Here is a 22438-nt window from a genome sequence, read left to right on the forward strand (position 1 = left end):
AGAGATGTTGTACAGGATTTTTTATTTTTCGTAATTTTTGAAATGTATAATAAATAAGTATTAACTGGTCTCTCCACAGGGACTCGAACCCCGATCGGCCGCTTAGGAGGCGGCTGCTCTATCCTGTTGAGCTATGAAGAGACGCCTGTGATTATACTGGTTTTATCTTTGATTAAAAGGCTTATGATTTAGTTGCTTAAATCTTAAGCGCGATGTCGTTTATCTGTACATTGTATGCCGCATTTTGGTCAACGAGGACAGCAGTTGCGCCTTCTTCACTAACTTGTTCGATTTTTACTGTTGCTCGGCTCTTAGTGGCGACGGCACGCATTTCGTTGAGCCTATCGGGCAAGTTTTGTTGTAACACGACCTGGAATTTATCGCCAACTCGGATCCCATGTTTGCGACCTAGGTTGAGGATAATTCTGTCGCCTTGACGGCTGACAACTTGCCCTAATAGCGGTCTGCAATTGAGCGTGTTATCAATATCTCGGGTTGCTTCTTGCATTATTTGGCTAATATTTCTGCCATAGGACGATCGCCAAAATCTGTCGCTATTAGGGGCAATAATGGCTTGCTCTTCAAATTCCCAAGGTGCCGAAGTGTTGTAGGTTTTGCTCCAGACTTCCTCGCCACTAATACCATGATACAGGCTGAGCTTAATTTGGAATTGTCTTTGTGGTGCTTCGTCCCACCAACCCATAAAGGTAGATTGTACTGGTTCTGTCGATATATCGATGATTTGTGGCAATAAAATATACTGGCTATCGGTGATTTCACTCAACCAACTTGGGAGTCGATAGCCGCGGATATCGACAAGTTCTTGTGCAATGTCGAGTCTCTCCTTGGCATGGATATGGCTAAACCCAGTGGATGAGTATCCATCGATACTATTACCCAGCTTTTCGGATATCACTTCTTCAAATCCCGATAATTGTCCGTAGCGTAATTGTGCGCGGTCTTTTATTTGCGCCTGAGGGATTAGGATAGCGGCTTTTAATTGGCCTGCAGGGCATTGCTGGGTTGGATCATCATTGAGATCCAGTCTGAGAGAAACATAGATTTTGTTCCCTTGGATACGTTCACTCACTAATTGAATGCTAATCGCTTGGGCATAACGATTAATCGCAAAGCTGTTTTGTGTCAGATTGCCGTTGGTCGTTTGTTGCTCGCTGGTGATTTGGATTCCGGTACTGAGCGTGGCATAACTCACCGCCTGGTTGATCGCTTCTTCACGTGCTTGGGCTATGTTGCCATTGGCGATAACTGCTTCTCCACTGGCCTCCACCCATTCGGCGTTTGCCTGTGCAGCACATAGCAGTAGGCTGCTGATTATGAGCAAGTTCTTTCTTAGTATGTTCATCAATAAGCCCTTAACTAAAATTGCTGGGATGAGTCAGTTTACTGGCAGTGCTATATCGCCTTAAGCAAATTGTATGCCTGATTTATGTGGTATGGGGATAAAGTTATCCATGGATTTATCGATAATCTAGAGAGTTAATTGAGCGCAATTTTTTGACTTGGTCTAATACTTGCTTGCTTTATGGCAAAGATTGCGGCTCTTACCGGGCCACATTGATACTGATGACGAGGTTACTCCTATGCTGAAGCGTGCATTCATTCCTCTGGCACTGTTAGTGCTGGTTGGGTGTGCGACTAAACCCGTGGCACCGCCCAAACCTAGCTTAGTAGACGGCAATGGTTTGCCACCTACGGCGACGATTAATCATCTAGCGCAGCGAATTGTGACTGAGTTAGTCAAGCAGAATGATGCACTGCGCCCCGATCAACCTATCGTTGTTACCACGCCTGTGTTAGTGGGAGATATGAGCAGCGCCAATGCGCTTGCGCAGCAACTGCAGCAAGGGCTGATGACGTCTTTGCATAGTTTTATGTTTAATGTGGTTGATTTGAATTTAGGTAACGGCATTAGCGTCACGCCTAATGGCGATTTTATTTTGACGCGCGATTGGCAAAAACTGTCTACCAACTTACCCGTTGACCATATTGTGGTGTCGACCATGAGCCCGACGACCAATGGCATGGCAATCAATACCAGAATTGTCACCTTGAGTAATAACCGTGTTGTCTCTGCCTCTCAAACCTTTGTGACCCAAAAAGAGTTGAGCAATTATATGCAGCCCTCTGAGCAAGTTATCTCTCAGGATGGGATTTTATATCGCCAGTCGAGCCCTGGTATGAACGAAGTACGAGTGCTAGGAGATGGAAAATGAAACGCTACCTTTTAATCGTTGCGGCGCTCCTTCTTACTGGGTGTGCGGCGAAAGATAGATATGTTCAATGGGAAGATGTGCCTCCAAGCAGTTTCCCTAAGTTGACGGCAATCGGTTATGCACCCTTAGCGACTCAGCCAGCGAAGGAACAGTCCCAACGAGTATTGATGGCGATGCAGGCTTCAAAAATCGTGGCCTACCGTGAACTGGCTGAACAGGTCTATGGGCAAAAGATCACGGCCAATAGCAGTGTTAGTGATTGGATGCTGACAGATGATAACGTCAAAGCCTCTGTGACTGGAGTGATCCGTGGAGCCAGAGTGGTAAAAAGCTATCCGGCAGGGGATCACTATGTTACTGAGTTAGAACTTGATTTTGCCAAGGTATGGCAGATTTACCAGCAGCAGAGTCGCCCACAAAGAATTAAAGACGTTACCTACTTTTGAGCTAGAGCCGTCTAGGCTCACTGCTCGTTGTTGGTGTACCATTAAACAAAAGCCGCACTTACTTTAAGCGCGGCTTTTGTTTATATCCCGTTTACTTTGTGATGCTTTATCTTTACTTAACACTTAGGCTTTTAAATCATTGCCTAAGCTAGAAAGGGTCGAGGTTCTGCCTTTATCATTATAAGTCAGAGTAGTTGCATTTCGACTCACCTGTAAGGCTTGGGCAAAGCGGTTTAGACTCGCGAGATTCATTTCGATCAGACTGGCATTCTGGGCGTTAAGATCCTTACATTCGGCAAGGGCCTCTTTTACTGCGGCCATTTTATGGGATAGTTCTACTTGCTCGGTGAGTAGGGATTTATCGCTGTGATTGGCCAGTAAATCATCGTTGGCCTTAAGCTCTCGCAGGCATTTTGATTTTTGGTCAGCAAGCGATAAAAGTAAATCGGCGTTTTGGTCAACCAAAGCGCCTTTTTCCTTAAGAATAATTTGTTTAAGAGCAGCCAAATGGGCGTGTTGTTGATCTACCAGTTTAGCTATTTCTGTCATAGTTACTCTTTATTGAGGTCATTCAATTCAGCTTCGAAGCTGGCAATGTTGGCAGCCAACTTCTCGGGGTCAATTTTGTAGCGACCTTCGGCAATAGCTTGTTTGATTTCAGCTACTTTCTTTTGGTCGACTTCAGGGAGGCTAGCCATTTTGGTTTGAGCTCCTTGTAGCTGTTGAGCTTGAGCCGTAATGACTACGGAGTCACCTTTTTGTTGAGTCGATTTAGCCGCAACCTGAGTTGATTGCTCGCTATCGCTGCTTTTTTTTGTAGTGTTTGAACGGACTTGCGCGGCCGCTCCGGCGTTAAATTTGCTAATATCAATTGCCATTTTAGGCTCCAGCGTCGTGTATACGGGGATTTCTTAACTGGGGTATCGGCAGCTCATCGAAAAGCTTTAGTTTATTTTACATTCTAACTTCGACTTCGCCAATGGCTGTGACTATGGCATCTAGTTCTTTGTTTGAACTGCTATTTTTGACCCGGATTTGATCACCAATATTACCATCCTGTAATGCTTCACCCACGGTTTTTAACACAAAATTACTGGAACGAACATAAATTGACACTGAATCATTTTTGCAAACAAAGCAAAGGTTGTTGGCAAAAATGGGAAAGTTTTTGGCGACACGGCGTTTAACACGTACACCAGAAATTTGGTTTGTATCGCTAAATTGCATACCACGTAAATTGTTTTGATCGACGTAACGAATTTCAACCTGACTAGGGTTGATTAATTCTCCCGGAGCCAATGCTTCGCTGGCGACTACAACCGGGAAAAGGATATCGACGCGCACTGACATAAAAATCTGCCAAGGGTAGGACAAATCAGGCGTATCACAACTCACTTTTACCGTGTTGTTGCGGCTGATTTCACGATCTGATGCCAACTCAACTTTTATCGGGGAAGCACATTGTGCTGGCAGTGTACGTTTATCTATGGGTTGGGGAGCAATTTCCACTTTGGCATTCGACGGTACTGAAATCTTTTCATTAATAAGGGCTTTAGCGAGTTCGGATATCGCCGATACGCTAGGTACCACGGGAGCAGCATTGGCGGCCATGGTAAGAAATAATGCGAGAACACACAAAAAATAGACTAAATTTACTTTCATAATGAAGAGACTAGCTTGTAACGCCAGAATACACCTATACTTTTATCAAACGTGAAACTGTTCTGTGTCGTTAAGGCCAAAATTTTGTGTCAGAAGTTTGACTCAGTTTCAACTATGGTTATGGATGACAAGACGCAAGCAATTAATATGCCTATACTCAAACGAGTTTTAGGGCCGTACATAAACAGAACAACAAGGCAGAGTTATGTCGAGTATTCTTGATTCAGTCAACAAACGCACTCAGCTCGTAGGTCAAAACCGACTAGAATTATTGCTATTTAAGTTGAATGGTCGTCAGCGATTTGGGATTAACGTATTCAAAGTTAAAGAGGTTCTGCAGTGTCCGCCATTAACTGCCTTACCTAAGCTTAACCCCTACGTTAAGGGGGTTGCCCATATTCGCGGAACGACTATTTCGGTTATCGATTTGAGCGCTGCAACTGGCGGTCGTCCGTTAGCGAGTACCGAAAATTGTTTCATCATCATTTCAGAATATAACCGTAGTGTGCAAGGTTTCTTGGTCAGTTCAGTTGAGCGTATTATCAACATGAATTGGGAAGCCATTATGCCGCCACCACAGGGCGCTGGTCGTTATTCCTACTTAACTGCAGTGACTGAAATTGAAGGCGAATTAGTCGAAATCCTTGATGTTGAAAAGATTTTAGATGAAATCTCTCCCGTGAAAACCGCTATCAGTGAAGAAGTCAATGAGCAGCTCACGATCGATAGAAGTCAGCATTATCACATTATGGTGATTGACGATTCTGCGGTTGCTCGTAAGCAAATTATTCGCGCACTTGAGTCGTTAAACTTACAGATTGATACGGCAAAAGATGGCCGTGAAGCATTGGATAAGTTGAAGACTATCGCAGCCGAAATGAACAATGTCGCCGAAGAAATTCCATTGATTATTTCTGATATTGAAATGCCAGAAATGGATGGTTATACCTTAACAGCAGAGATCCGTGACGATCCAAAGCTTAAACATATCAAGGTCGTTCTGCACACTTCATTAAGCGGCGTCTTTAATCAAGCCATGGTACAAAAAGTGGGCGCCAACGACTTTATCGCCAAATTCAATCCCGATGAACTAGCTGCGGCAGTGAACAAGCATTTAAGTTTATAGTGAAAGTGTGGGTTAGTGCCTAGTAGAGCTTTACGCTATAATCTAGCCCTTATGACATGATTGTTGGCACTTATTTGGGTGCTTGCTATAGGATCTAGGACGTGAATGTGCCTGACAAATCACTCGCTGAAGCCGAATATAATCAATTTAGGTTGTTCCTAGAACAACACAGCGGCATCGTACTAGGGGAAAATAAACAATACCTAGTGCGCAGTCGTCTTGCTCCTTTGATGGGCAAATATAATCTACCTTCGTTATCCGATGTAGTAAAACATTCGATGAAGCCAACGGAGCGAGCCCTAAGGGCTGAAGTTATTGACGCCATGACAACCAATGAAACCTTATGGTTTCGTGACCGTTATCCGTTTGAGTTGTTAAACAATGTATTGTTACCTGAATACAGTAAGTTGGGGCGTCCATTAAAGATTTGGTCAGCAGCTTGCTCGTCCGGCCAAGAGCCTTATTCGTTGGCGATGACCATAATAGAATATCAACAGAAAAAACCAGGAGCTTTACCGGGAGGAGCCTCGATTCAAGCGACCGATCTCTCGCCTTCTATGTTGGAGCGTTGCAAAAATGCCGAGTACGACAGTTTGGCATTGGCACGCGGATTATCTGAGGAACGTAAGCGCCAGTTTTTTGATGCTTTGCCTTCTGGCAATATGCGAATAAAGGAAAACGTTAAGCGTTTAGTCAATTTTCGCGCCCATAACTTACTTGAGAGTTATACCTTGCTCGGCAAGTTCGACATCATTTTTTGTCGAAATGTACTGATCTATTTTGCCCCAGAGGCAAAAGCAAAAATTTTGCGGCAATTCGCTGCCGCTTTGAATCCGAAGGGCATACTGTTCCTCGGTGCGTCAGAATCGATAGCGGGTCTGACGGATGAGTTTGATATGGTACGTTGCAATCCTGGCATCTATTACCAGAAAAAGACCTAACAAAATGATATTAAATAAAAATTACCGGCAATAGTCGGTAATTTTTTACCTCGTAAAACCTCATCTATATACATTTCTATTTGTTACCACTTTTTGGCACATGAATTGCTTTGTTCCCGTGAGAGTCACGATGGAGGCAATTTTATGGCGATTAGTTTTGATAAGGCACTTGGTGTGCACCAATTCACTTTGGGTATACGTGCCGAGCGTGCCGAAGTTATTTCAAGCAACATCGCGAACGCCGATACGCCACATTATAAAGCCCGTGACGTCGATTTTTCTGCGGCTTTAAATGTTGCGAAAACCCAGCAACAGCAGCGCAATAGCCTAGAGATGACAGGCGATGAGCAGCACTTTGGCCTCGCACAGTTAACGGGGCAATACGTGAAGTTTCGTGTGCCAAATCAGCCTGACACTGGGGATGGTAATACTGTGGATATTCAACAGGAGCAGTCGGCATTTATGCAAAATGCCCTTGAGTATCAAATGTCTTTGGGATTTTTAGACAGTAAGTTTAGCGGCATGAAAAAAGCGCTGAGAGGGGATTAATCATGAGTTTATTTAGCATTTTTGATGTGGCTGGCTCAGGTATGTCTGCCCAGTCCGTCCGACTCAATACCACGGCGAGTAATATCGCTAACGCCGATTCAGTTTCTAGCAGTATTGATAAAACTTATCGCTCCCGCCATCCGATTTTTGAAGCTGAAATGGCCAAGGCGCAGAGTCAGCAACAAGCCTCTCAAGGTGTGGCGGTAAAAGGCATCGTCGAAAGTGATAAACCCCTTTTAAAAGAGTATTCGCCGGATCACCCCATGGCGGATGCGGATGGTTTTATTTATAAGCCGAATGTGAATGTCATGGAAGAAATGGCGGATATGATTTCTGCCTCTCGCTCATATCAGATGAATGTTCAAGTTGCTGAGGCCGCAAAATCTATGCTGCAACAAACACTTGGGATGGGTAAATAACATGCGCTATTTAGGAGGTAAGCTGTGAGCCTCATTAATCAACTTAGCCAGAATTCGGCTCAGACGACTCAAACTAAGAGTCAATCGAATACGGTGGCAACGAATACCACGAGCAGCTCAACTGGCAATCCCTTTTTAGATGGGATCCGTTTGCCTGGTAACTCCATTGTTCCTGAAGCCAAGAGCCAACAGCTAACGCAGGAAGACTTTTTCTCATTACTCAGTCAGCAGTTGTCGATGCAGGATCCATTCAAGCCAGTCGACAACGACCAGATGATTGCGCAAATGGCATCCTTTTCGACCGTGGATGGTATTTCTAAGCTTAACGATGAAATTGTTAATTTAAACAGTGTGATGACATCGAGTCAGGCACTGCAAGCATCGGGATTAGTTGGACGTAAAGTGCTGATCCCGACAGATACCGGCAATGTGTCTGCCGAAAGCCCAACCCTGAGCGGGGTGGTGAGTACGCCAGAGAAAATTCCTGTGATCAATGTGCGTGTTGAAGATGAGAAAGGACAAGTTGTTGCCACATTTACTGTTGATGGCAGCGAAGGTGGAAATGTCCCAGTCACTTGGGATGGATTAAATAAAGATGGTCAGCCTGTGGCTCCGGGGAACTATTCGATTAAAGCAAGTGGGTTAGTCGAGGGTGAATCACAAGACTTAGCTGTTTCCACATATGCCCATGTCACGAGTGTTTCTTTAGGTACAGCCAGCACTGGGGCAATTTTAAACCTCAGGGGCGGAATGGGAATCAAACTGTCCGATGTGTTGGCCGTGTCAGAAACCTAATTTGTCAGTATTAAGTTGGACCTGGGTCCTTAATTGAATTGAGTGAAATGTAGAGGTGAATTATGTCGTTTAACATTGCATTGAGTGGCATTTCTGCTGCTCAGAAAGATTTAAACACTACAGCGAACAACATCGCGAATGCTAACACCATTGGCTTTAAAGAATCGCGTGCTGAATTTGCGGATGTTTACGCTAATTCAATTTTCTCTAACTCTAAAACCGCCGTTGGTGGTGGTGTGGCAACGAGCCAAGTGGCGCAGCAATTCCACCAAGGTAGTTTGCAGTTGACCAATAACTCCTTAGATCTAGCGATTAAAGGGGGCGGTTTTTTTGTGACCGCATCTGAAATTGGCACTTTAGATCACCAATTTACCCGTGCAGGCGCATTTAAAGTCGATAAAAATAATTATATGGTTGATTCAGCTGGTAATTATTTACAAACCTTCCCTGTAGATAAAGACGGTAACTCGACATCAGTCAGTTTAACCACCGCTAAGCCAGTACAAATTCCTGATACCGCAGGTAGCCCGGTTCAGACTGAAAACGTGACTATGCAGATGAACTTGAACGCGAAAGAAGGTTCACTCGACCCCGCAGCATTTGACCCGCTGGACTCCAAAACCTATAACAGCGTGACCTCAATGACGATTTACGACTCACTCGGTGAGCCGCATATCATGACCACCTATTTCGTGAAGCCAAATAACGGCTCTTATAACGGTGAAAACAACTGGGTTGCCTACTACGCGATTGATGGTAAGCAAGTGGACGTGTCTGGTCCAGCGGGGACTTATCAGACTGATACCGATGGTGACGGTACGGCTGATGGTACTGGGACAGCCCAAACCACTGGCGGTTGGAAAGGTTCAGTATTGAAGTTTAACTCTGTCGGCGTGTATACCGGTAGCGATCCTGCGGTCGTTACCACTGAATCATTAGGTGTAGGTGGTGCTGGAGTGTTAGGTCCAGGTGCCGATGGTACTCAAGATGTGACTATTAAGTTCAATGCACCGACTCAGTATTCGGCGCCGTTTGCGGCAACCGAATTAACGCAGGATGGTACAACAGTGGGCCGTTTAACAAACGTTGAAATCGGTGAAGATGGTTTGATCACCGCCAGCTACTCCAACGGTTCAACCGTGCCATTATCCCGCGTTGCCTTAGTTCGTTTTGCCAACGAGCAAGGTTTGACCCAAGTAGGTAACACTTCATGGAAGGCCAGCCTTGAGTCGGGTCCTGCGCTCGCGGGTGAACCAAACAGTGGTACATTCGGTAGCATCAGTTCTTCGGCGTTAGAGCAATCTAACATCGACTTAACGACAGAACTGGTGGATTTGATTTCGGCGCAACGTAACTTCCAGGCCAACTCCCGTACCCTCGAAGTGAACAACACCCTGCAACAAACAGTACTGCAAATTCGTTAAGCTGATTTCTCCCTTTTCTAAGTGTTGCCGCTGGCGGCAACACTTAGCCTCTTTTGGCGCTGTAGCCATTTCCTCATAATCTTCTCCCAATTTATCAGTAAATTAGCCATTAATTTTATTGGCATGATGCTTGCTTTGCTATTGTCAGGTTGAAAATTTGACGGAGCAGTCTGTGGACAAATTCCTCTACATATCCATGAGCGGTGCTAAGCAAAATATGAATGAATTGGCATTGCGTGCCAACAACTTAGCTAACGCCAATACCGATGGATTTAAGTCGGATATGGCACAAGCCAGATCGATGCAAGCCTTTGGTGAAGGATTGCCATCGAGGGTATTTGCCATGGTCGAAACGCCCTCCGCCAATTTTCGAGCAGGTCCGATTAAAACCACTGGGCGGGATCTTGACGTTGCCATTAAAGGTGATGGTTGGTTCGCTGTTCAGGCAAAGGATGGCAGTGAGGCCTATACCCGTTCAGGGAGTTTAAGTTTTGACTCAACAGGGCTATTGCATAACGACCGCGGTAATCCAGTGATGGGCGATGCGGGGCCGATTGTGTTACCCCTGCCGATTGAAAAAGTGACGATTTCACAGGATGGCATTATCTCTGTACGTCCTCAGGGCGCGACAACGGAAGTGATCGAAGAGGTCGGGCGGTTAAAGCTAGTTAATCCTGGTAACGCACAAATGATGCGTGGCGAGGATGGATTGTTCCGTTTGGTGTCGGGTAATCCTGCGCCAGCCGATCCGAATGTGTTTGTTGAGAGTGGTGCTGTAGAGGGCAGTAACGTCAATCCAGTGGATGAGATGGTGTCCTTAATCGACCTACAGCGACAATTTGAATTGCAAGTGAAGATGATGAAAACCGCGGAAGAAAATGACCGCGCGGCATCTTCATTAATGCGGATTAGTTAGGAGATAAATTATGCATCCAGCCTTATGGATTAGTAAAACTGGCTTAGACGCACAGCAAACCGATATAGCGGTGATTTCAAACAACGTCGCGAACGCCAGCACCGTCGGCTACAAAAAGAGCCGCGCAGTCTTTGAAGACTTACTCTATCAAACCGTTAACCAAGCGGGGGGCATTAGCGCCTCGAACACTAAGTTGCCAAACGGTTTAAATATCGGTGCGGGTACAAAAGTGGTGGCCACCCAAAAGATGTTTACCCAAGGCAATATGTTGACCACGGATAACTCACTCGATCTGATGATTGAAGGCCCTGGCTTTTTTGAAGTGCAGCTACCCGATGGCACCACGGCTTATACCCGTAATGGTCAATTTACCTTAGATGACACTGGGCAAATTGTAACCCCAGGTTCGGGTTATGTACTGCAACCTGCGATTACGATTCCTGAAGATGCGACCAGTATTACAGTATCTGCCGAAGGTGAGGTCTCTGTGAAGACGCCGGGCGCGGCGGAGAACCAAGTGGTGGGACAGCTCAGCATGTCTGACTTTATCAACCCATCGGGTTTAGACCCTATGGGACAAAACCTGTATACCGAGACTGGTGCCAGTGGTACGCCTATTCAAGGCACTGCATCACTCGATGGTATGGGGGCGATTCGTCAAGGCGCGTTAGAAACCTCTAACGTGAACGTGACTGAAGAGCTGGTGAATCTTATTGAAAGTCAGCGGATCTACGAGATGAATTCCAAAGTCATTTCGGCGGTCGATCAGATGCTGGCTTATGTGAATCAGAATTTATAGAGGCACATTATCATGGCTAGATATTTTATATTGGCCGGTGCGCTCTTGCTTACGGCATGTAGCTCTACTCCCAAGAAGCCGATTGCAGATGATCCCTTCTATGCACCGGTTTATCCCGAAGCGCCGCCAACCAAAATTGCCGCGACTGGGTCAATTTACCAAGACAGCCAAGCGGCCAGTCTCTATTCGGATATTCGCGCCCATAAAGTGGGTGACATCATCACTATCGTGTTGAAAGAAGCGACTCAAGCGAAAAAGAGTGCGGGTAATCAGATCAAAAAAGGCTCTGATATGTCGCTCGACCCTATTTATGCTGGCGGCAGCAATGTGTCCATTGGTGGCGTGCCCCTCGACTTGCGTTACAAAGACAGCATGAACACTAAGCGTGAGTCCGATGCCGATCAAAGCAATAGCTTAGACGGCAGCATCTCCGCCAACGTGATGCAAGTGCTCAATAACGGTAACTTAGTGGTGCGCGGTGAAAAGTGGATATCTATCAATAATGGCGATGAGTTTATTCGCGTAACGGGCATAGTGCGCTCGCAGGATATTAAGCCTGATAACACGATTGATTCAACCCGTATGGCCAATGCGCGTATTCAATACAGCGGTACTGGTACCTTCGCCGAAGCGCAAAAAGTGGGCTGGTTAAGCCAGTTCTTTATGAGCGATTGGTGGCCCTTCTAAGGAGTCGTATCATGAAATTGAAACTGATTTTAGCGGTTGCCATGCTGGTGTTTTCACTGCCTAGCCAAGCCGAGCGCATTAAAGATATTGCCAATGTTCAAGGGGTTCGTAATAACCAATTGATTGGTTACGGCTTGGTCGTCGGTTTACCCGGTACGGGCGAAAAGACTCGTTACACCGAACAAACCTTTATGACCATGCTGAAAAACTTTGGGATTAACTTGCCCGATAATTTCAGACCCAAAATTAAGAACGTAGCTGTGGTGGCTGTGCATGCGGATATGCCAGCCTTTATCAAACCCGGCCAAGAATTGGATGTCACCGTATCTAGCCTAGGTGAAGCGAAAAGCCTGCGCGGCGGCACGCTATTGCAGACTTTCCTTAAAGGTGTCGACGGCAATGTGTACGCTATTGCCCAAGGCAGCTTAGTGGTCAGCGGCTTTAGCGCCGATGGTTTGGATGGCTCTAAAGTCATTCAAAATACGCCAACGGTGGGTCGTATTCCTAACGGCGCGATTGTTGAACGTAGCGTAGCAACGCCATTTTCGACTGGCGATTATTTGACGTTCAACCTACGCCGCTCGGATTTTTCTACCGCGCAGCGTATGGCCGATGCGATCAATGACTTGCTTGGCCCGGATATGGCGCGGCCATTGGATGCGACTTCTGTGCAGGTTAGTGCTCCAAGGGATGTGTCACAACGGGTGTCTTTTTTGGCCACGCTTGAGAATATCGAAGTGGAGCCTGCTGACGAGTCAGCCAAAGTGATAGTTAACTCACGTACAGGCACGATTGTGGTTGGGCAGAACGTCAAGTTATTGCCAGCCGCGGTGACGCATGGTGGCTTGACTGTGACTATCGCTGAAGCGACTCAGGTGTCTCAACCTAATGCGTTAGCGAATGGTCAAACCACGGTGACCAGCAACAGCACTATTAATGCCAGTGAAAGCAATCGTCGTATGTTTATGTTCAATCCTGGCACGACCTTAGACGAGTTAGTGCGAGCCGTAAACTTGGTGGGCGCGGCCCCTTCAGATGTACTTGCTATCCTCGAAGCGTTAAAAGTGGCAGGTGCTTTGCATGGTGAACTTATCATCATCTAATTTCTGTCGGGAAAATCATGGAAAAGCTTTCAAGTTCATCACATTTTCTTGATCTGGGCGGGCTCGATTCCCTGCGCGCCCAGGCACAGAAAGATGAGAAGGGCGCCTTGAAAAAAGTCGCCCAACAATTTGAAGGCGTGTTCGTGCAAATGCTGATGAAAAGCATGCGTGATGCCAACGCGGTGTTCGAGTCCGACAGCCCACTCAACAGCCAATACACTAAGTTTTATGAGCAAATGCGGGACCAGCAGTTGTCCGTCGATTTATCGGATAAAGGTGTGCTGGGCCTTGCAGACATGATGGTGCAGCAATTATCCCCTGAGTCGAGTCAGTTTACGCCCGCATCCGTATTGCGTAATGACGGTGGCATGAAGCTGCAACATGATGCGAAAGCATTCCACATTCCCACTCAAACCTCATCGGCAACCGAAATCCAAAGCGCCGCTGCGCCAGTCGTTGCAGCCCAAGGCGTACCAGCATCGATTGCGCGCCCAAGTTTTGAAGTGGATAACGCAGGTGGCGTGACTTCTTCTTTGGATATTGATAGACCCGAACGTTTATTGGCCATAGATACACCAAAGCCTGCTTGGTCAGAGCAGCCTTTATCGCCAATCGAACCTGTGATCAGCGGCCAAATCTTGCCGACGGCGGCATTTAGAGAGACGCAAAAGACCCTTAAATTTGGTAGCCGTGAAGAATTTTTGGCGACGCTCTATCCCCATGCGGAAAAAGCCGCCAAAGCCCTTGGCACTAAACCCGAAGTGTTATTGGCACAATCGGCCCTTGAGACAGGTTGGGGGCAAAAAATTGTCCGTGGCAATAATGGCGCGCCTAGCCATAACCTGTTCAACATTAAAGCCGATCGCCGCTGGCAAGGTGATAAGGCTAACGTGAGCACCTTGGAATTTGAGCAGGGTGTTGCCGTTAGACAAAAAGCCGACTTTAGGGTGTATGCCGATTTCGAGCACAGTTTTAACGATTTTGTTTCCTTTATTGCTGACGGTGAGCGCTATCAAGATGCCAAGAAAGTGGCGGCGTCACCGACTCAGTTTATTCGCGCATTGCAGGATGCTGGCTATGCCACCGATCCTAAATATGCTGAAAAAGTCATTAAAGTCATGCAGTCCATCAGTGAAGAGCTGAAGTCGATACTGCCAGGAGAAGACAAATGATCATTCTTCATAGGATGTTAGTGTTGGGGAGTATCGGCTGATGGCTATCGATCTATTAAATATTGCCCGTACCGGTGTGCTCGCATCCCAGTCACAACTGGGGGTGACCAGTAATAACATTGCCAATGCCAACACCGCGGGTTACCACAGACAAGTGGCGACGCAAACTACCTTAGATTCTCAACGCCTTGGCAATAGTTTTTACGGTACAGGCACTTATGTGTCTGATGTTAAGCGTATTTATAACGACTATGCTGCGCGCGAATTGCGTATTGGTCAAACCACGCTGAGTGCGGCCGAAGCGAGCTATGGCAAGTTGAGCGAGCTTGACCAAATTTTTTCGCAAATAGGCAAAGTGGTACCGCAGAGCTTGAACGATCTGTTTTCTGGCTTGAATAGCTTGGCGGACTTACCTGCTGATTTAGGCATTCGCAGTTCGACTTTAAACGATGCCAAACAATTGGCGAACAGTTTGAACCAGATGCAGTCGACGCTGAACGGACAACTCAGTCAAACCAATGATCAAATCACTGGCATGACCAAACGTATCAATGAGATCAGCACGGAACTTGCTAATCTGAACCTCGAACTGATGAAGTCGCCCAATCAAGATGCCATGTTACTGGATAAGCAAGATGCGCTGGTGCAGGAGCTGAGTCAGTACGCGCAGGTGAATGTGATCCCCTTAGAAAATGGGGCTAAGAGCATCATGCTCGGCGGCGCCATTATGTTGGTTTCGGGTGAAGTGCCGATGTCGGTGAGCACTACGACGGGTGATCCTTTCCCCAATGAACTGCAGTTGATGTCGACCATTGGCTCCCAGAGCGTACGTGTTGATCCAAATAAGTTAGGTGGTCAACTCGGTGCCTTGTTTGAATATCGTGAACAAACCTTAGTGCCAGCGAGTTTAGAACTCGACCAACTCGCCCTCGGGGTTGCCGATAACTTTAACAAATTACAGGCTCAAGGGTTTGATCTTAACGGTCAAGTAGGCGGCAATATCTTTAAAGATATCAACGATCCTTTGATGTCTCTAGGCCGTGTAGGGGGATTTTCTGGCAACACAGGCAATGCGACCTTAGGTGTGAATATTGACGATACGAGCGCTTTATCGGGTGGATCCTACGAGCTGTCTTTTACGGCACCAGCCACCTATGAACTCAGAGACACGCAAACCGGCACTATCACACCGCTCACCTTAAATGGCACTAAGCTTGAAGGTGGCGCAGGATTTTCGATCGATATCAAAGCGGGGGCAATGGCCTCGGGTGACAGATTCTCTATTCGCCCAACCGCTGGGGCGGCCAATGGCATTGAAGTGGTGATGACAGATCCCAAAGGCATTGCCGCCGCGGCGCCTAAAATCACCCCTGATGCGGCAAACTCGGGCAATACTCAAGTCAAGTTAACGCAAATTACCGATCGTAATGCAGCAAACTTCCCCATAACGGGTGGCGAATTGACTATTCAATTAGACACCACAGCCGCGCCTCCAACCTTTGAAGCCTTCGATGCCAACGGCACATCCCTTGGCGCACCGGCGGCATATACACCACCGAGCATTAGTGCGTTTGGCTTTACCTTTGAAGTCGATAGCAGTGCGGCGGCTGCAGGTGACAAATTTACCTTCGATTTATCCTTTGCCGAAGGGGATAATACTAATGCATTGGCAATGGCAAAGCTTAGCGATACCAAAGTGATGAATGGCGGCAAGTCGACGCTTGCTGATGTGTTTGAACAGACCAAGCAAGATATCGGTAGCCAAACCAAAGCGGCGGAAGTGCGAGTCGGGGCAGCGGATGCCATTTATCAACAGGCTTACGCCAGAGTGGAGAGTGAATCGGGTGTGAACTTAGATGAAGAAGCGGCCAACCTGATGCGTTTCCAACAGGCCTATCAAGCTTCTGCGCGGATCATGTCAACCGCTCAGCAAATTTTTGACACCCTACTGACCTCAGTGCGTTAGGAGAAGTGACGATGAGACTATCAAGCGCGCAGCTCTTTAATCAAAGCATTAGTAGTGTGCTGCAAAAACAAACGGCCACGAGCAAAATTTTAGAGCAACTCAGCAGTGGCAAAAAGGTGAGTACTTCAGGGGATGACCCTGTTGCGGCTTTAGGTATCGATAACCTGAATCAACGCAATGCCTTAGTCGATCAATTTATGAAGAATATCGACTATGCCAATAATCGCCTCGCAGTGACGGAGAGTAAGTTAGGTAGTGCCGAAGATTTAACTGCATCTATCCGTGAACAAGTTATGCGCGCCGTAAACGGCACCTTATCCGACTCAGAGCGGCAAATGATTGCCGATGAGATGAAAGACAGCCTCGAAGAGTTACTTTCCATTGCCAATAGCAAGGATGAGTCAGGCAATTATCTGTTCTCTGGCTTTAGTACAGACAAACAACCATTTGCTTTCGATAACTCTACGCCGCCAAAGATCGTTTACAGCGGCGACTCGGGCGTTCGCGATAGCTTAGTTCAGTCAGGAGTGGCCCTTGGCACCAATGTGCCTGGCGATCTCGCGTTTATGAAAGCACCTAATGGGCTTGGTGATTTTAGCGTCAATTATTTGGCCAGCCAGCAAGGCGACTTTAACGTTCAAACGGCAAAAATTACTGACCAAGCGACTTATCTTGCTGATACTTATACTTTTAATTTTTCTGATAATGGTTCTGATGGCGTCAATCTACAGGTGCTTGATTCAGCAAATAATCCAGTAGCAAATGTAGCGAACTTCGATGCGACTAATCCGGTGAGTTTTAATGGTATTGAAGTCAAGATAGACGGTAAACCCAGTGCTGGTGATAGTTTCAGTATGGAACCACAGGCTGAGGTCAGTATTTTCGACACGGTCAATAATGCGATCGCTTTGATCGAAGATCCTAACGCGGCAAACACGCCTCAAGGTAAAGCAAAGTTGGCACAAATATTGAATAATATCGACAGTGGCGTCAATCAGATCAGTTCTGCCAGAAGTGTGGCGGGAAATAATCTGAAAGCCGTCGAGCGTTACAAGGATACTCATACAGAAGAGAAAGTGGTAAATACTTCAGCGCTTTCTCTTCTGGAAGATCTGGATTATGCGTCAGCGATTACGGAATTTGAAAAGCAGCAGCTTGCATTGAACGCAGTCTCTAACGTGTTTAGTAAGGTGGGTTCTGTTTCCCTGTTTGACTTTATTTAACAGAAAGCAAAGACCTAACCCTCTGTAAGATAAATTGTTAAAAATTTAGCCAAGCTCCAAGCCTTGGCAGTATAACTAGGAAGAGGAACTCAACATGGCTATTACAGTTAATACTAACGTGACTTCGATGAAGGCACAGAAAAATTTAAATACCTCCAGTAGTGGTTTAGCGACCTCTATGGAAAGGCTATCTAGTGGCCTACGCATTAACAGCGCTAAAGATGACGCCGCGGGTCTAGCGATTTCTAACCGCTTAAATAGCCAAGTTCGTGGTTTAGAAGTAGGTATGCGTAACGCAAACGATGCAATTTCTATTGCTCAGATCGCTGAAGGAGCAATGCAAGAGCAGACTAACATGTTACAGCGTATGCGTGACTTGACTATTCAAGCTGAAAACGGTGCAAACAGCGTAGACGACATCGCAGCACTGAAAGCTGAAATGGATCAGTTAGTTACTGAAATTGATAACATTGGTACAAGTACCGCATTTGGTAATACAAAGTTGTTGCAAGGCGGCTTCTCTGCTGGGAAAGTGTTCCAAGTTGGCCATCAGGAAGGTGAGGATGTCATCGTTAAAGTAAAGAAAACGGATAAAGCATCTTTATCTGTGTCAGGCTTAAACCTAGCGACATCTGCAAATCGCGCGTCATCACTTGCTGCAATCGATAAAGCAATCAAAACGATCGATACACAACGCGCCGATTTAGGTGCGGTACAAAATCGTTTAGCTCACAACATTAGCAACAGTGCTAATACTCAAGCAAACGTTGCCGATGCGAAAAGCCGTATTGTAGATGTCGACTTTGCTAAAGAAACCTCACAAATGACTAAGAACCAAGTGTTACAGCAAACAGGTTCGGCAATGCTTGCTCAAGCTAACCAACTACCGCAAGTGGCGTTATCACTGTTAGGCTAATTTAGTTTTACGAGCGTATGGAAGTGCTTTTTGCCTACTTTTTCTAGGTTTCTAGAAAAGTAGGCAAAGTTTTTATTGGGTAAAGTAGTTATCACTATGAAAAATAAATTATTTTTTAAAAGTAAAAATTTTTAAAAAATAATTCTAAAGATAAAAAAGGTGCTGCCGTTAAATATACTGTAACCACTAAGACCCGCCTGGCTTAAGTAGACAGGCAAATTTAGCTAACAAGCCAGGTATAAAGAGGAAACGATCATGGCCATTACAGTAAACACTAACGTCACATCTTTAAAAGCACAAAAGAACTTAAACTCTTCAGCTAGCGGTTTGGCCACTTCAATGGAACGTTTATCCAGTGGTCTGCGCATTAACAGCGCAAAAGATGATGCAGCTGGTTTAGCAATTTCTAACCGCTTAAATAGCCAAGTGCGCGGTTTAGAAGTGGGTATGCGTAACGCCAACGATGCTATCTCTATTGCACAGATTGCTGAAGGTGCGATGCAAGAACAGACTAACATGTTACAGCGTATGCGTGATCTGACTGTTCAAGCTGAAAACGGTGCAAACAGCGCAGACGACATTGCAGCACTAAAAGCTGAAATGGATGAGTTAGCAACTGAAATTGATAACATTGGTAAAACAACCGCTTTCGGTAATACAAAATTAATGCAAGGTGGCTTCTCTGCTGGAAAATTATTCCAAGTTGGTCACCAAGAAGGTGAAGATGTTACTGTAAAAGTGAAGAAAACAGATAAAACATCTTTGTCAATTAGTGGATTAGCGCTTGCGACTTCTGCAAACCGTGCGTCATCACTTGCTGCAATCGATAAAGCAATCAAAACGATCGATACACAACGCGCCGATTTAGGTGCGGTACAAAATCGTTTAGCTCACAACATTAGCAACAGTGCCAATACTCAAGCAAACGTTGCCGATGCGAAAAGCCGTATTGTAGATGTCGACTTTGCTAAAGAAACCTCACAAATGACTAAGAACCAAGTGTTACAGCAAACAGGTTCGGCAATGCTTGCTCAAGCTAACCAATTACCTCAAGTGGCCTTATCACTACTTTAATAACATACTGAAGTATAAGGTTATAAGGGAGGTTCGGAGACGGATCTCCCTTTGCTGCATAAATGGTCATTAAAGTTATAGTGTTTGTTTTGCTGTAATAAGACAAATGCTCCTGATGGTGAGGTATAGCTATGGATATCAATATAGCCAATATATCAACTTCGGTTCAAAGCCGAATTGATTTAGCTCAAGTGCCACCGAAAGCACCGACGGCTGATGTTGAATTAAAACGCGATGCTGCCGTATCTACGGTTGAACAACCGCCTGAGCAAAGTGCGACTGAAAATGAACAAAATCCTGAGAAGTTAACGCAAGTAGCTACTGAGCTTTCTGATATGATGTCAATGATGCGTAAAGGTCTTGCATTTAAGGTTGACGAAAACTCAGGTCAAGCAGTTGTAACTGTCTTAGATAGAGATACTGGTGATGTCATAAGACAAATGCCGAGTGAAGAAGCTTTGAAATTAGCTGAAAAACTGTCTGAAGTGACAGGACTTTTGATGAAAACAGAGGCATAAGACTCATACTAAATGTGGTGAGTATTGATGAGTAGAGGTTTATATGGCATTAACAGCGACAGGTATCGGTTCAGGTTTGGATATCGCTAACATTGTAAAGGTGTTAGTCGATGCTGAAAAAACTCCGAAAGAGGCGATGTTTAATAAAACCGAAGACAGTATTAAAGCTAAAGTCTCCGCCATGGGAAGCTTAAAAAGTGCGCTGTCTACTTTTCAAGATGCCATCAAAAAATTACAAACGGGCGATACGCTAAATCAGCGAAAAATCTCTGTAAGTAATGAAACTTATCTGAAGGCTACTGCAGATAAAACTGCTCAAGCAGGAAGTTATGGTATTAAGGTTGAGCAACTTGCCGTGAGCCATAAGATCGCTGGAAAAAGTGTAACCGATCCAGCATTGCCTGTCGGAGAGGGGAGTCTAGATTTTGGTGTTAATGGTAAGAATTTCTCTGTCGATATTGCTGCCACTGACTCTTTAGCCGTAATAGCTAAAAAAATCAATGACGCTTCTGATAATGTGGGTGTTACCGCTACAGTCATTACCACCGATTCGGGCAGCCAATTAGTTTTTAGTTCCGATGAAACGGGTGAAAATAACCAAATTAGCATCACTGCCAATGATACTTCAGGCACGGGCATTAATGACATGTTTGGTGCGGGGAATATCTCCACACTCCAAGATGCGAAAAATGCAGTTATTTACATTGATAATCAAAAAGTAACCTCACAATCAAATGAAATCAAAAATGCCATAGATGGTGTTACTTTTAATTTAACCGATGCAGATGTTGCGAAAACGACAACGGTTAAAATCGAACAGGATAATGATGCGGTAAAGACCAATATTCAAGCTTTTGTCGATGCCTATAATAATCTAGCTTCAGCTGTAGATAAGATGTCGGCCTATGATAAAGATAAGAAGACGGCGGCGGCATTACAGGGCGATTCTATGATCCGCTCTATTGAGTCTCAGTTACGCAGTATTTCAAGTGAGCGAGTCACTACAGAAGGTGGTGGCTCGATTGCACTATACGATATAGGTATAAAAACAGATCGATATGGCAAAATGTCTATTGATGACACAAAGCTGACCAAAGCGCTTTCTGAAGATATGCCTAGCATAGAAGCATTGTTTTCAACCCCAGAACAAGGGCTTGCAAACCGATTTTATGATTTTGCTGACAGTTATGTTAAAGCGCGTGGTTTAATTGCTGATCGCCAAACTAGCTATACTAATCAACAGAACCGTTTAGATGATCAACGGGAAGCATTTTCGCTGAAAATGGATCAGCTAACAGCTCGCTTAACTAAACAATTTAATGCTATGGACCTTGTAGTTGGCCAACTAAATCAACAGAGTAGTGGATTAGTCGATCGTCTAAACTCATTACCTGGTGCAGTTAAAAAGAGCTAAATTGATTTACGTAAGTTAAGGGGTCGTTTGTGAAGCAACTTGATGAGCTCAATGTGGCACTGGAGCAAGTGCTAGAACAGTTAAGACGAATCCCGGCAGAAGATATTCAAACCGATGACTTGGTCTCAAATTTGCAAAGCATGGTAGAAGAGCGTCAACTTTTACTCTATGTATTAGTCGCCGATACCAATATGACTGATGCTAATTATCTTCAAAGTCAGCTTAATCTTACTCAGGACTTTTCAAAAAAGGCGAGTATTATCATGGCTGACAGGCAAGCATTATTACATGCAAGCAGTAAGAATAAGCGCCAGATAAGTGTTTATGAGACTATAGATTCAAATAGGTAGGTGTTTATGAGAGGGTCACTGCAATCATATCGTAAGGTTTCACTAGAAAGTGAAATTACCGTAGCTTCCCCACATCGAATCATTCAGTTAATGTTTGCAGGCGCACTGCAACGTTTAGCCCAAAGTCGTTATGCAATAGAACAAAATGACTTAGCAAACAAGGGAATTTATATAAACAAGGCTATTGGAATTATTACCGGGTTAAATAATAGCTTGGATATGGATGCTGGTGGGCAAATTGCTAAAAATCTCAGCGATCTTTATGATTTCATGCTACGTAAAATTTCTGAAGCTAACCTCAATAACGATGTGAAAGCGATTGATGATGTGTGCGATATTTTACGTACCATCAAAGAAGGTTGGGATGCCATTCCCGCTGATAAACACAATATCTCTTCGCATTCAGAAGCTCGTTAATTGTGTTATAGATCAACAGGAAAAAGGACGCACAGAATGCGTCTTTTTTTTGGTCTCCGTCAATTTGTTGACATAATTAACTAGAATCATGGGATAAATGAACTAAAATCAATTCAGTTTGGCATAATCCGCATTCGAAGCTTGCTTCTCGACTGCTGATAATACAATATTCATCACAGTAGTGATGGTGGCACAGATTGTTACATTGAATTTGTTAAGCTTTTACAGCAACTAATCATAAATAATTAATGCGAATTGATACCTAATTAGCGCTTTACGGCCTACTG

The 22438-nt window shown here is 45.1% G+C and carries 25 protein-coding genes and 1 tRNA gene; 21 read left to right on the forward strand and 5 right to left on the reverse strand.

Annotated features, from left to right (window positions below; genetic code table 11):
- Window positions 1-65 precede the first annotated feature (65 nt).
- Together ACK5NH_RS08560 and ACK5NH_RS08565 are read right to left on the reverse strand one after the other, a co-directional pair.
- Window positions 66-141: transfer RNA gene (locus tag ACK5NH_RS08560), tRNA-Arg, on the reverse strand.
- Between the two features lie 55 nt (window positions 142-196).
- Window positions 197-1363, reverse strand: a complete 1167-nt coding sequence (locus ACK5NH_RS08565; protein WP_416919213.1) for a flagellar assembly protein FlgT — start codon at window positions 1361-1363, stop codon at window positions 197-199.
- Window positions 1364-1601: 238 nt separating this feature from the next.
- On the opposite strand from ACK5NH_RS08565, the gene ACK5NH_RS08570 reads away from it, so the two are divergent.
- Both ACK5NH_RS08570 and ACK5NH_RS08575 read left to right on the forward strand, forming a co-directional pair.
- A complete protein-coding gene (locus tag ACK5NH_RS08570; protein ID WP_416919215.1) occupies window positions 1602-2234 on the forward strand; it encodes a FlgO family outer membrane protein in 633 nt (210 codons plus the stop codon).
- A complete protein-coding gene (locus tag ACK5NH_RS08575) occupies window positions 2231-2680 on the forward strand; it encodes an LPP20 family lipoprotein (RefSeq protein ID WP_416919217.1) in 450 nt (149 codons plus the stop codon). Before ACK5NH_RS08570 ends, ACK5NH_RS08575 begins: the two co-directional genes overlap by 4 nt.
- Before the next feature lie 123 nt (window positions 2681-2803).
- On the opposite strand, the gene ACK5NH_RS08580 is transcribed toward ACK5NH_RS08575, so the two are convergent.
- From ACK5NH_RS08580 to flgA, 3 genes are all read right to left on the reverse strand, one after another.
- A complete protein-coding gene (locus ACK5NH_RS08580; RefSeq protein ID WP_416919219.1) occupies window positions 2804-3229 on the reverse strand; it encodes a flagella synthesis protein FlgN in 426 nt (141 codons plus the stop codon).
- Window positions 3230-3231: 2 nt separating this feature from the next.
- On the reverse strand, window positions 3232-3558 hold the full coding sequence (gene flgM / locus ACK5NH_RS08585) for a flagellar biosynthesis anti-sigma factor FlgM (RefSeq protein WP_416919221.1): 327 nt from the start codon (window positions 3556-3558) through the stop codon (window positions 3232-3234).
- Window positions 3559-3634: 76 nt separating this feature from the next.
- Window positions 3635-4342, reverse strand: coding sequence for a flagellar basal body P-ring formation chaperone FlgA (gene flgA / locus ACK5NH_RS08590; protein ID WP_416919223.1), 708 nt, complete (start codon window positions 4340-4342; stop codon window positions 3635-3637).
- Between the two features lie 205 nt (window positions 4343-4547).
- Here flgA and ACK5NH_RS08595 point away from each other — a divergent pair, with 205 nt between their 5' ends.
- From ACK5NH_RS08595 to fliS, 19 genes are all read left to right on the forward strand, one after another.
- Window positions 4548-5468, forward strand: a complete 921-nt coding sequence (locus ACK5NH_RS08595) for a chemotaxis protein CheV (protein WP_011622045.1) — start codon at window positions 4548-4550, stop codon at window positions 5466-5468.
- 101 nt (window positions 5469-5569) lie between these two features.
- On the forward strand, window positions 5570-6409 hold the full coding sequence (locus ACK5NH_RS08600) for a CheR family methyltransferase (RefSeq protein WP_416919226.1): 840 nt from the start codon (window positions 5570-5572) through the stop codon (window positions 6407-6409).
- 144 nt (window positions 6410-6553) lie between these two features.
- Window positions 6554-6958: a flagellar basal body rod protein FlgB gene (gene flgB / locus ACK5NH_RS08605; RefSeq protein WP_088212011.1), complete on the forward strand. Its 405-nt coding sequence runs from the start codon at window positions 6554-6556 to the stop codon at window positions 6956-6958.
- A gap of 2 nt (window positions 6959-6960) precedes the next feature.
- A complete protein-coding gene (gene flgC, locus ACK5NH_RS08610; protein WP_011622048.1) occupies window positions 6961-7377 on the forward strand; it encodes a flagellar basal body rod protein FlgC in 417 nt (138 codons plus the stop codon).
- A 24-nt stretch (window positions 7378-7401) separates the two neighbouring features.
- Entirely contained in the window at window positions 7402-8172 is a 771-nt protein-coding gene (gene flgD, locus ACK5NH_RS08615; protein ID WP_416919229.1) for a flagellar hook assembly protein FlgD, read from the forward strand.
- Window positions 8173-8234: 62 nt separating this feature from the next.
- Complete coding sequence (gene flgE / locus ACK5NH_RS08620; protein WP_416919231.1) at window positions 8235-9596, forward strand: flagellar hook protein FlgE; 1362 nt, start codon at window positions 8235-8237, stop codon at window positions 9594-9596.
- Window positions 9597-9768: 172 nt separating this feature from the next.
- A complete protein-coding gene (flgF, locus tag ACK5NH_RS08625; protein WP_416919233.1) occupies window positions 9769-10512 on the forward strand; it encodes a flagellar basal-body rod protein FlgF in 744 nt (247 codons plus the stop codon).
- A gap of 10 nt (window positions 10513-10522) precedes the next feature.
- The gene (gene flgG / locus ACK5NH_RS08630; RefSeq protein WP_011625678.1) at window positions 10523-11311 is read left to right on the forward strand and encodes a flagellar basal-body rod protein FlgG; all 789 of its coding nucleotides are present in this window, start codon (window positions 10523-10525) and stop codon (window positions 11309-11311) included.
- 12 nt (window positions 11312-11323) lie between these two features.
- Window positions 11324-11998 (forward strand): flagellar basal body L-ring protein FlgH, encoded by a 675-nt coding sequence (flgH, locus tag ACK5NH_RS08635; protein ID WP_416919235.1) that lies wholly within the window; start codon window positions 11324-11326, stop codon window positions 11996-11998.
- An 11-nt stretch (window positions 11999-12009) separates the two neighbouring features.
- Window positions 12010-13101 (forward strand): flagellar basal body P-ring protein FlgI, encoded by a 1092-nt coding sequence (locus ACK5NH_RS08640; protein ID WP_416919237.1) that lies wholly within the window; start codon window positions 12010-12012, stop codon window positions 13099-13101.
- A 17-nt stretch (window positions 13102-13118) separates the two neighbouring features.
- On the forward strand, window positions 13119-14273 hold the full coding sequence (gene flgJ, locus ACK5NH_RS08645; RefSeq protein WP_416919239.1) for a flagellar assembly peptidoglycan hydrolase FlgJ: 1155 nt from the start codon (window positions 13119-13121) through the stop codon (window positions 14271-14273).
- Between the two features lie 40 nt (window positions 14274-14313).
- Window positions 14314-16239, forward strand: a complete 1926-nt coding sequence (gene flgK, locus ACK5NH_RS08650) for a flagellar hook-associated protein FlgK (protein ID WP_416919241.1) — start codon at window positions 14314-14316, stop codon at window positions 16237-16239.
- Between the two features lie 11 nt (window positions 16240-16250).
- Window positions 16251-17462 carry a flagellar hook-associated protein FlgL gene (flgL, locus tag ACK5NH_RS08655; RefSeq protein ID WP_416919243.1) on the forward strand — a complete coding sequence of 404 codons (1212 nt, stop codon included), beginning with the start codon at window positions 16251-16253 and terminating at the stop codon, window positions 17460-17462.
- A gap of 94 nt (window positions 17463-17556) precedes the next feature.
- Window positions 17557-18378, forward strand: coding sequence for a flagellin (locus ACK5NH_RS08660; RefSeq protein WP_416919245.1), 822 nt, complete (start codon window positions 17557-17559; stop codon window positions 18376-18378).
- 255 nt (window positions 18379-18633) lie between these two features.
- Window positions 18634-19452, forward strand: coding sequence for a flagellin (locus tag ACK5NH_RS08665; RefSeq protein WP_416919247.1), 819 nt, complete (start codon window positions 18634-18636; stop codon window positions 19450-19452).
- Between the two features lie 131 nt (window positions 19453-19583).
- On the forward strand, window positions 19584-19970 hold the full coding sequence (locus ACK5NH_RS08670; RefSeq protein WP_416919249.1) for a flagellar protein FlaG: 387 nt from the start codon (window positions 19584-19586) through the stop codon (window positions 19968-19970).
- 43 nt (window positions 19971-20013) lie between these two features.
- On the forward strand, window positions 20014-21384 hold the full coding sequence (fliD, locus tag ACK5NH_RS08675) for a flagellar filament capping protein FliD (RefSeq protein ID WP_416919251.1): 1371 nt from the start codon (window positions 20014-20016) through the stop codon (window positions 21382-21384).
- Window positions 21385-21413: 29 nt separating this feature from the next.
- Entirely contained in the window at window positions 21414-21734 is a 321-nt protein-coding gene (locus tag ACK5NH_RS08680) for a flagella biosynthesis chaperone for FliD, FliT (RefSeq protein ID WP_416919253.1), read from the forward strand.
- Window positions 21735-21740: 6 nt separating this feature from the next.
- Complete coding sequence (gene fliS / locus ACK5NH_RS08685) at window positions 21741-22151, forward strand: flagellar export chaperone FliS (protein WP_416919255.1); 411 nt, start codon at window positions 21741-21743, stop codon at window positions 22149-22151.
- Window positions 22152-22438: the final 287 nt, after the last annotated feature.

Source organism: Shewanella sp. (assembly GCF_047975355.1).
GTDB lineage: Bacteria > Pseudomonadota > Gammaproteobacteria > Enterobacterales > Shewanellaceae > Shewanella.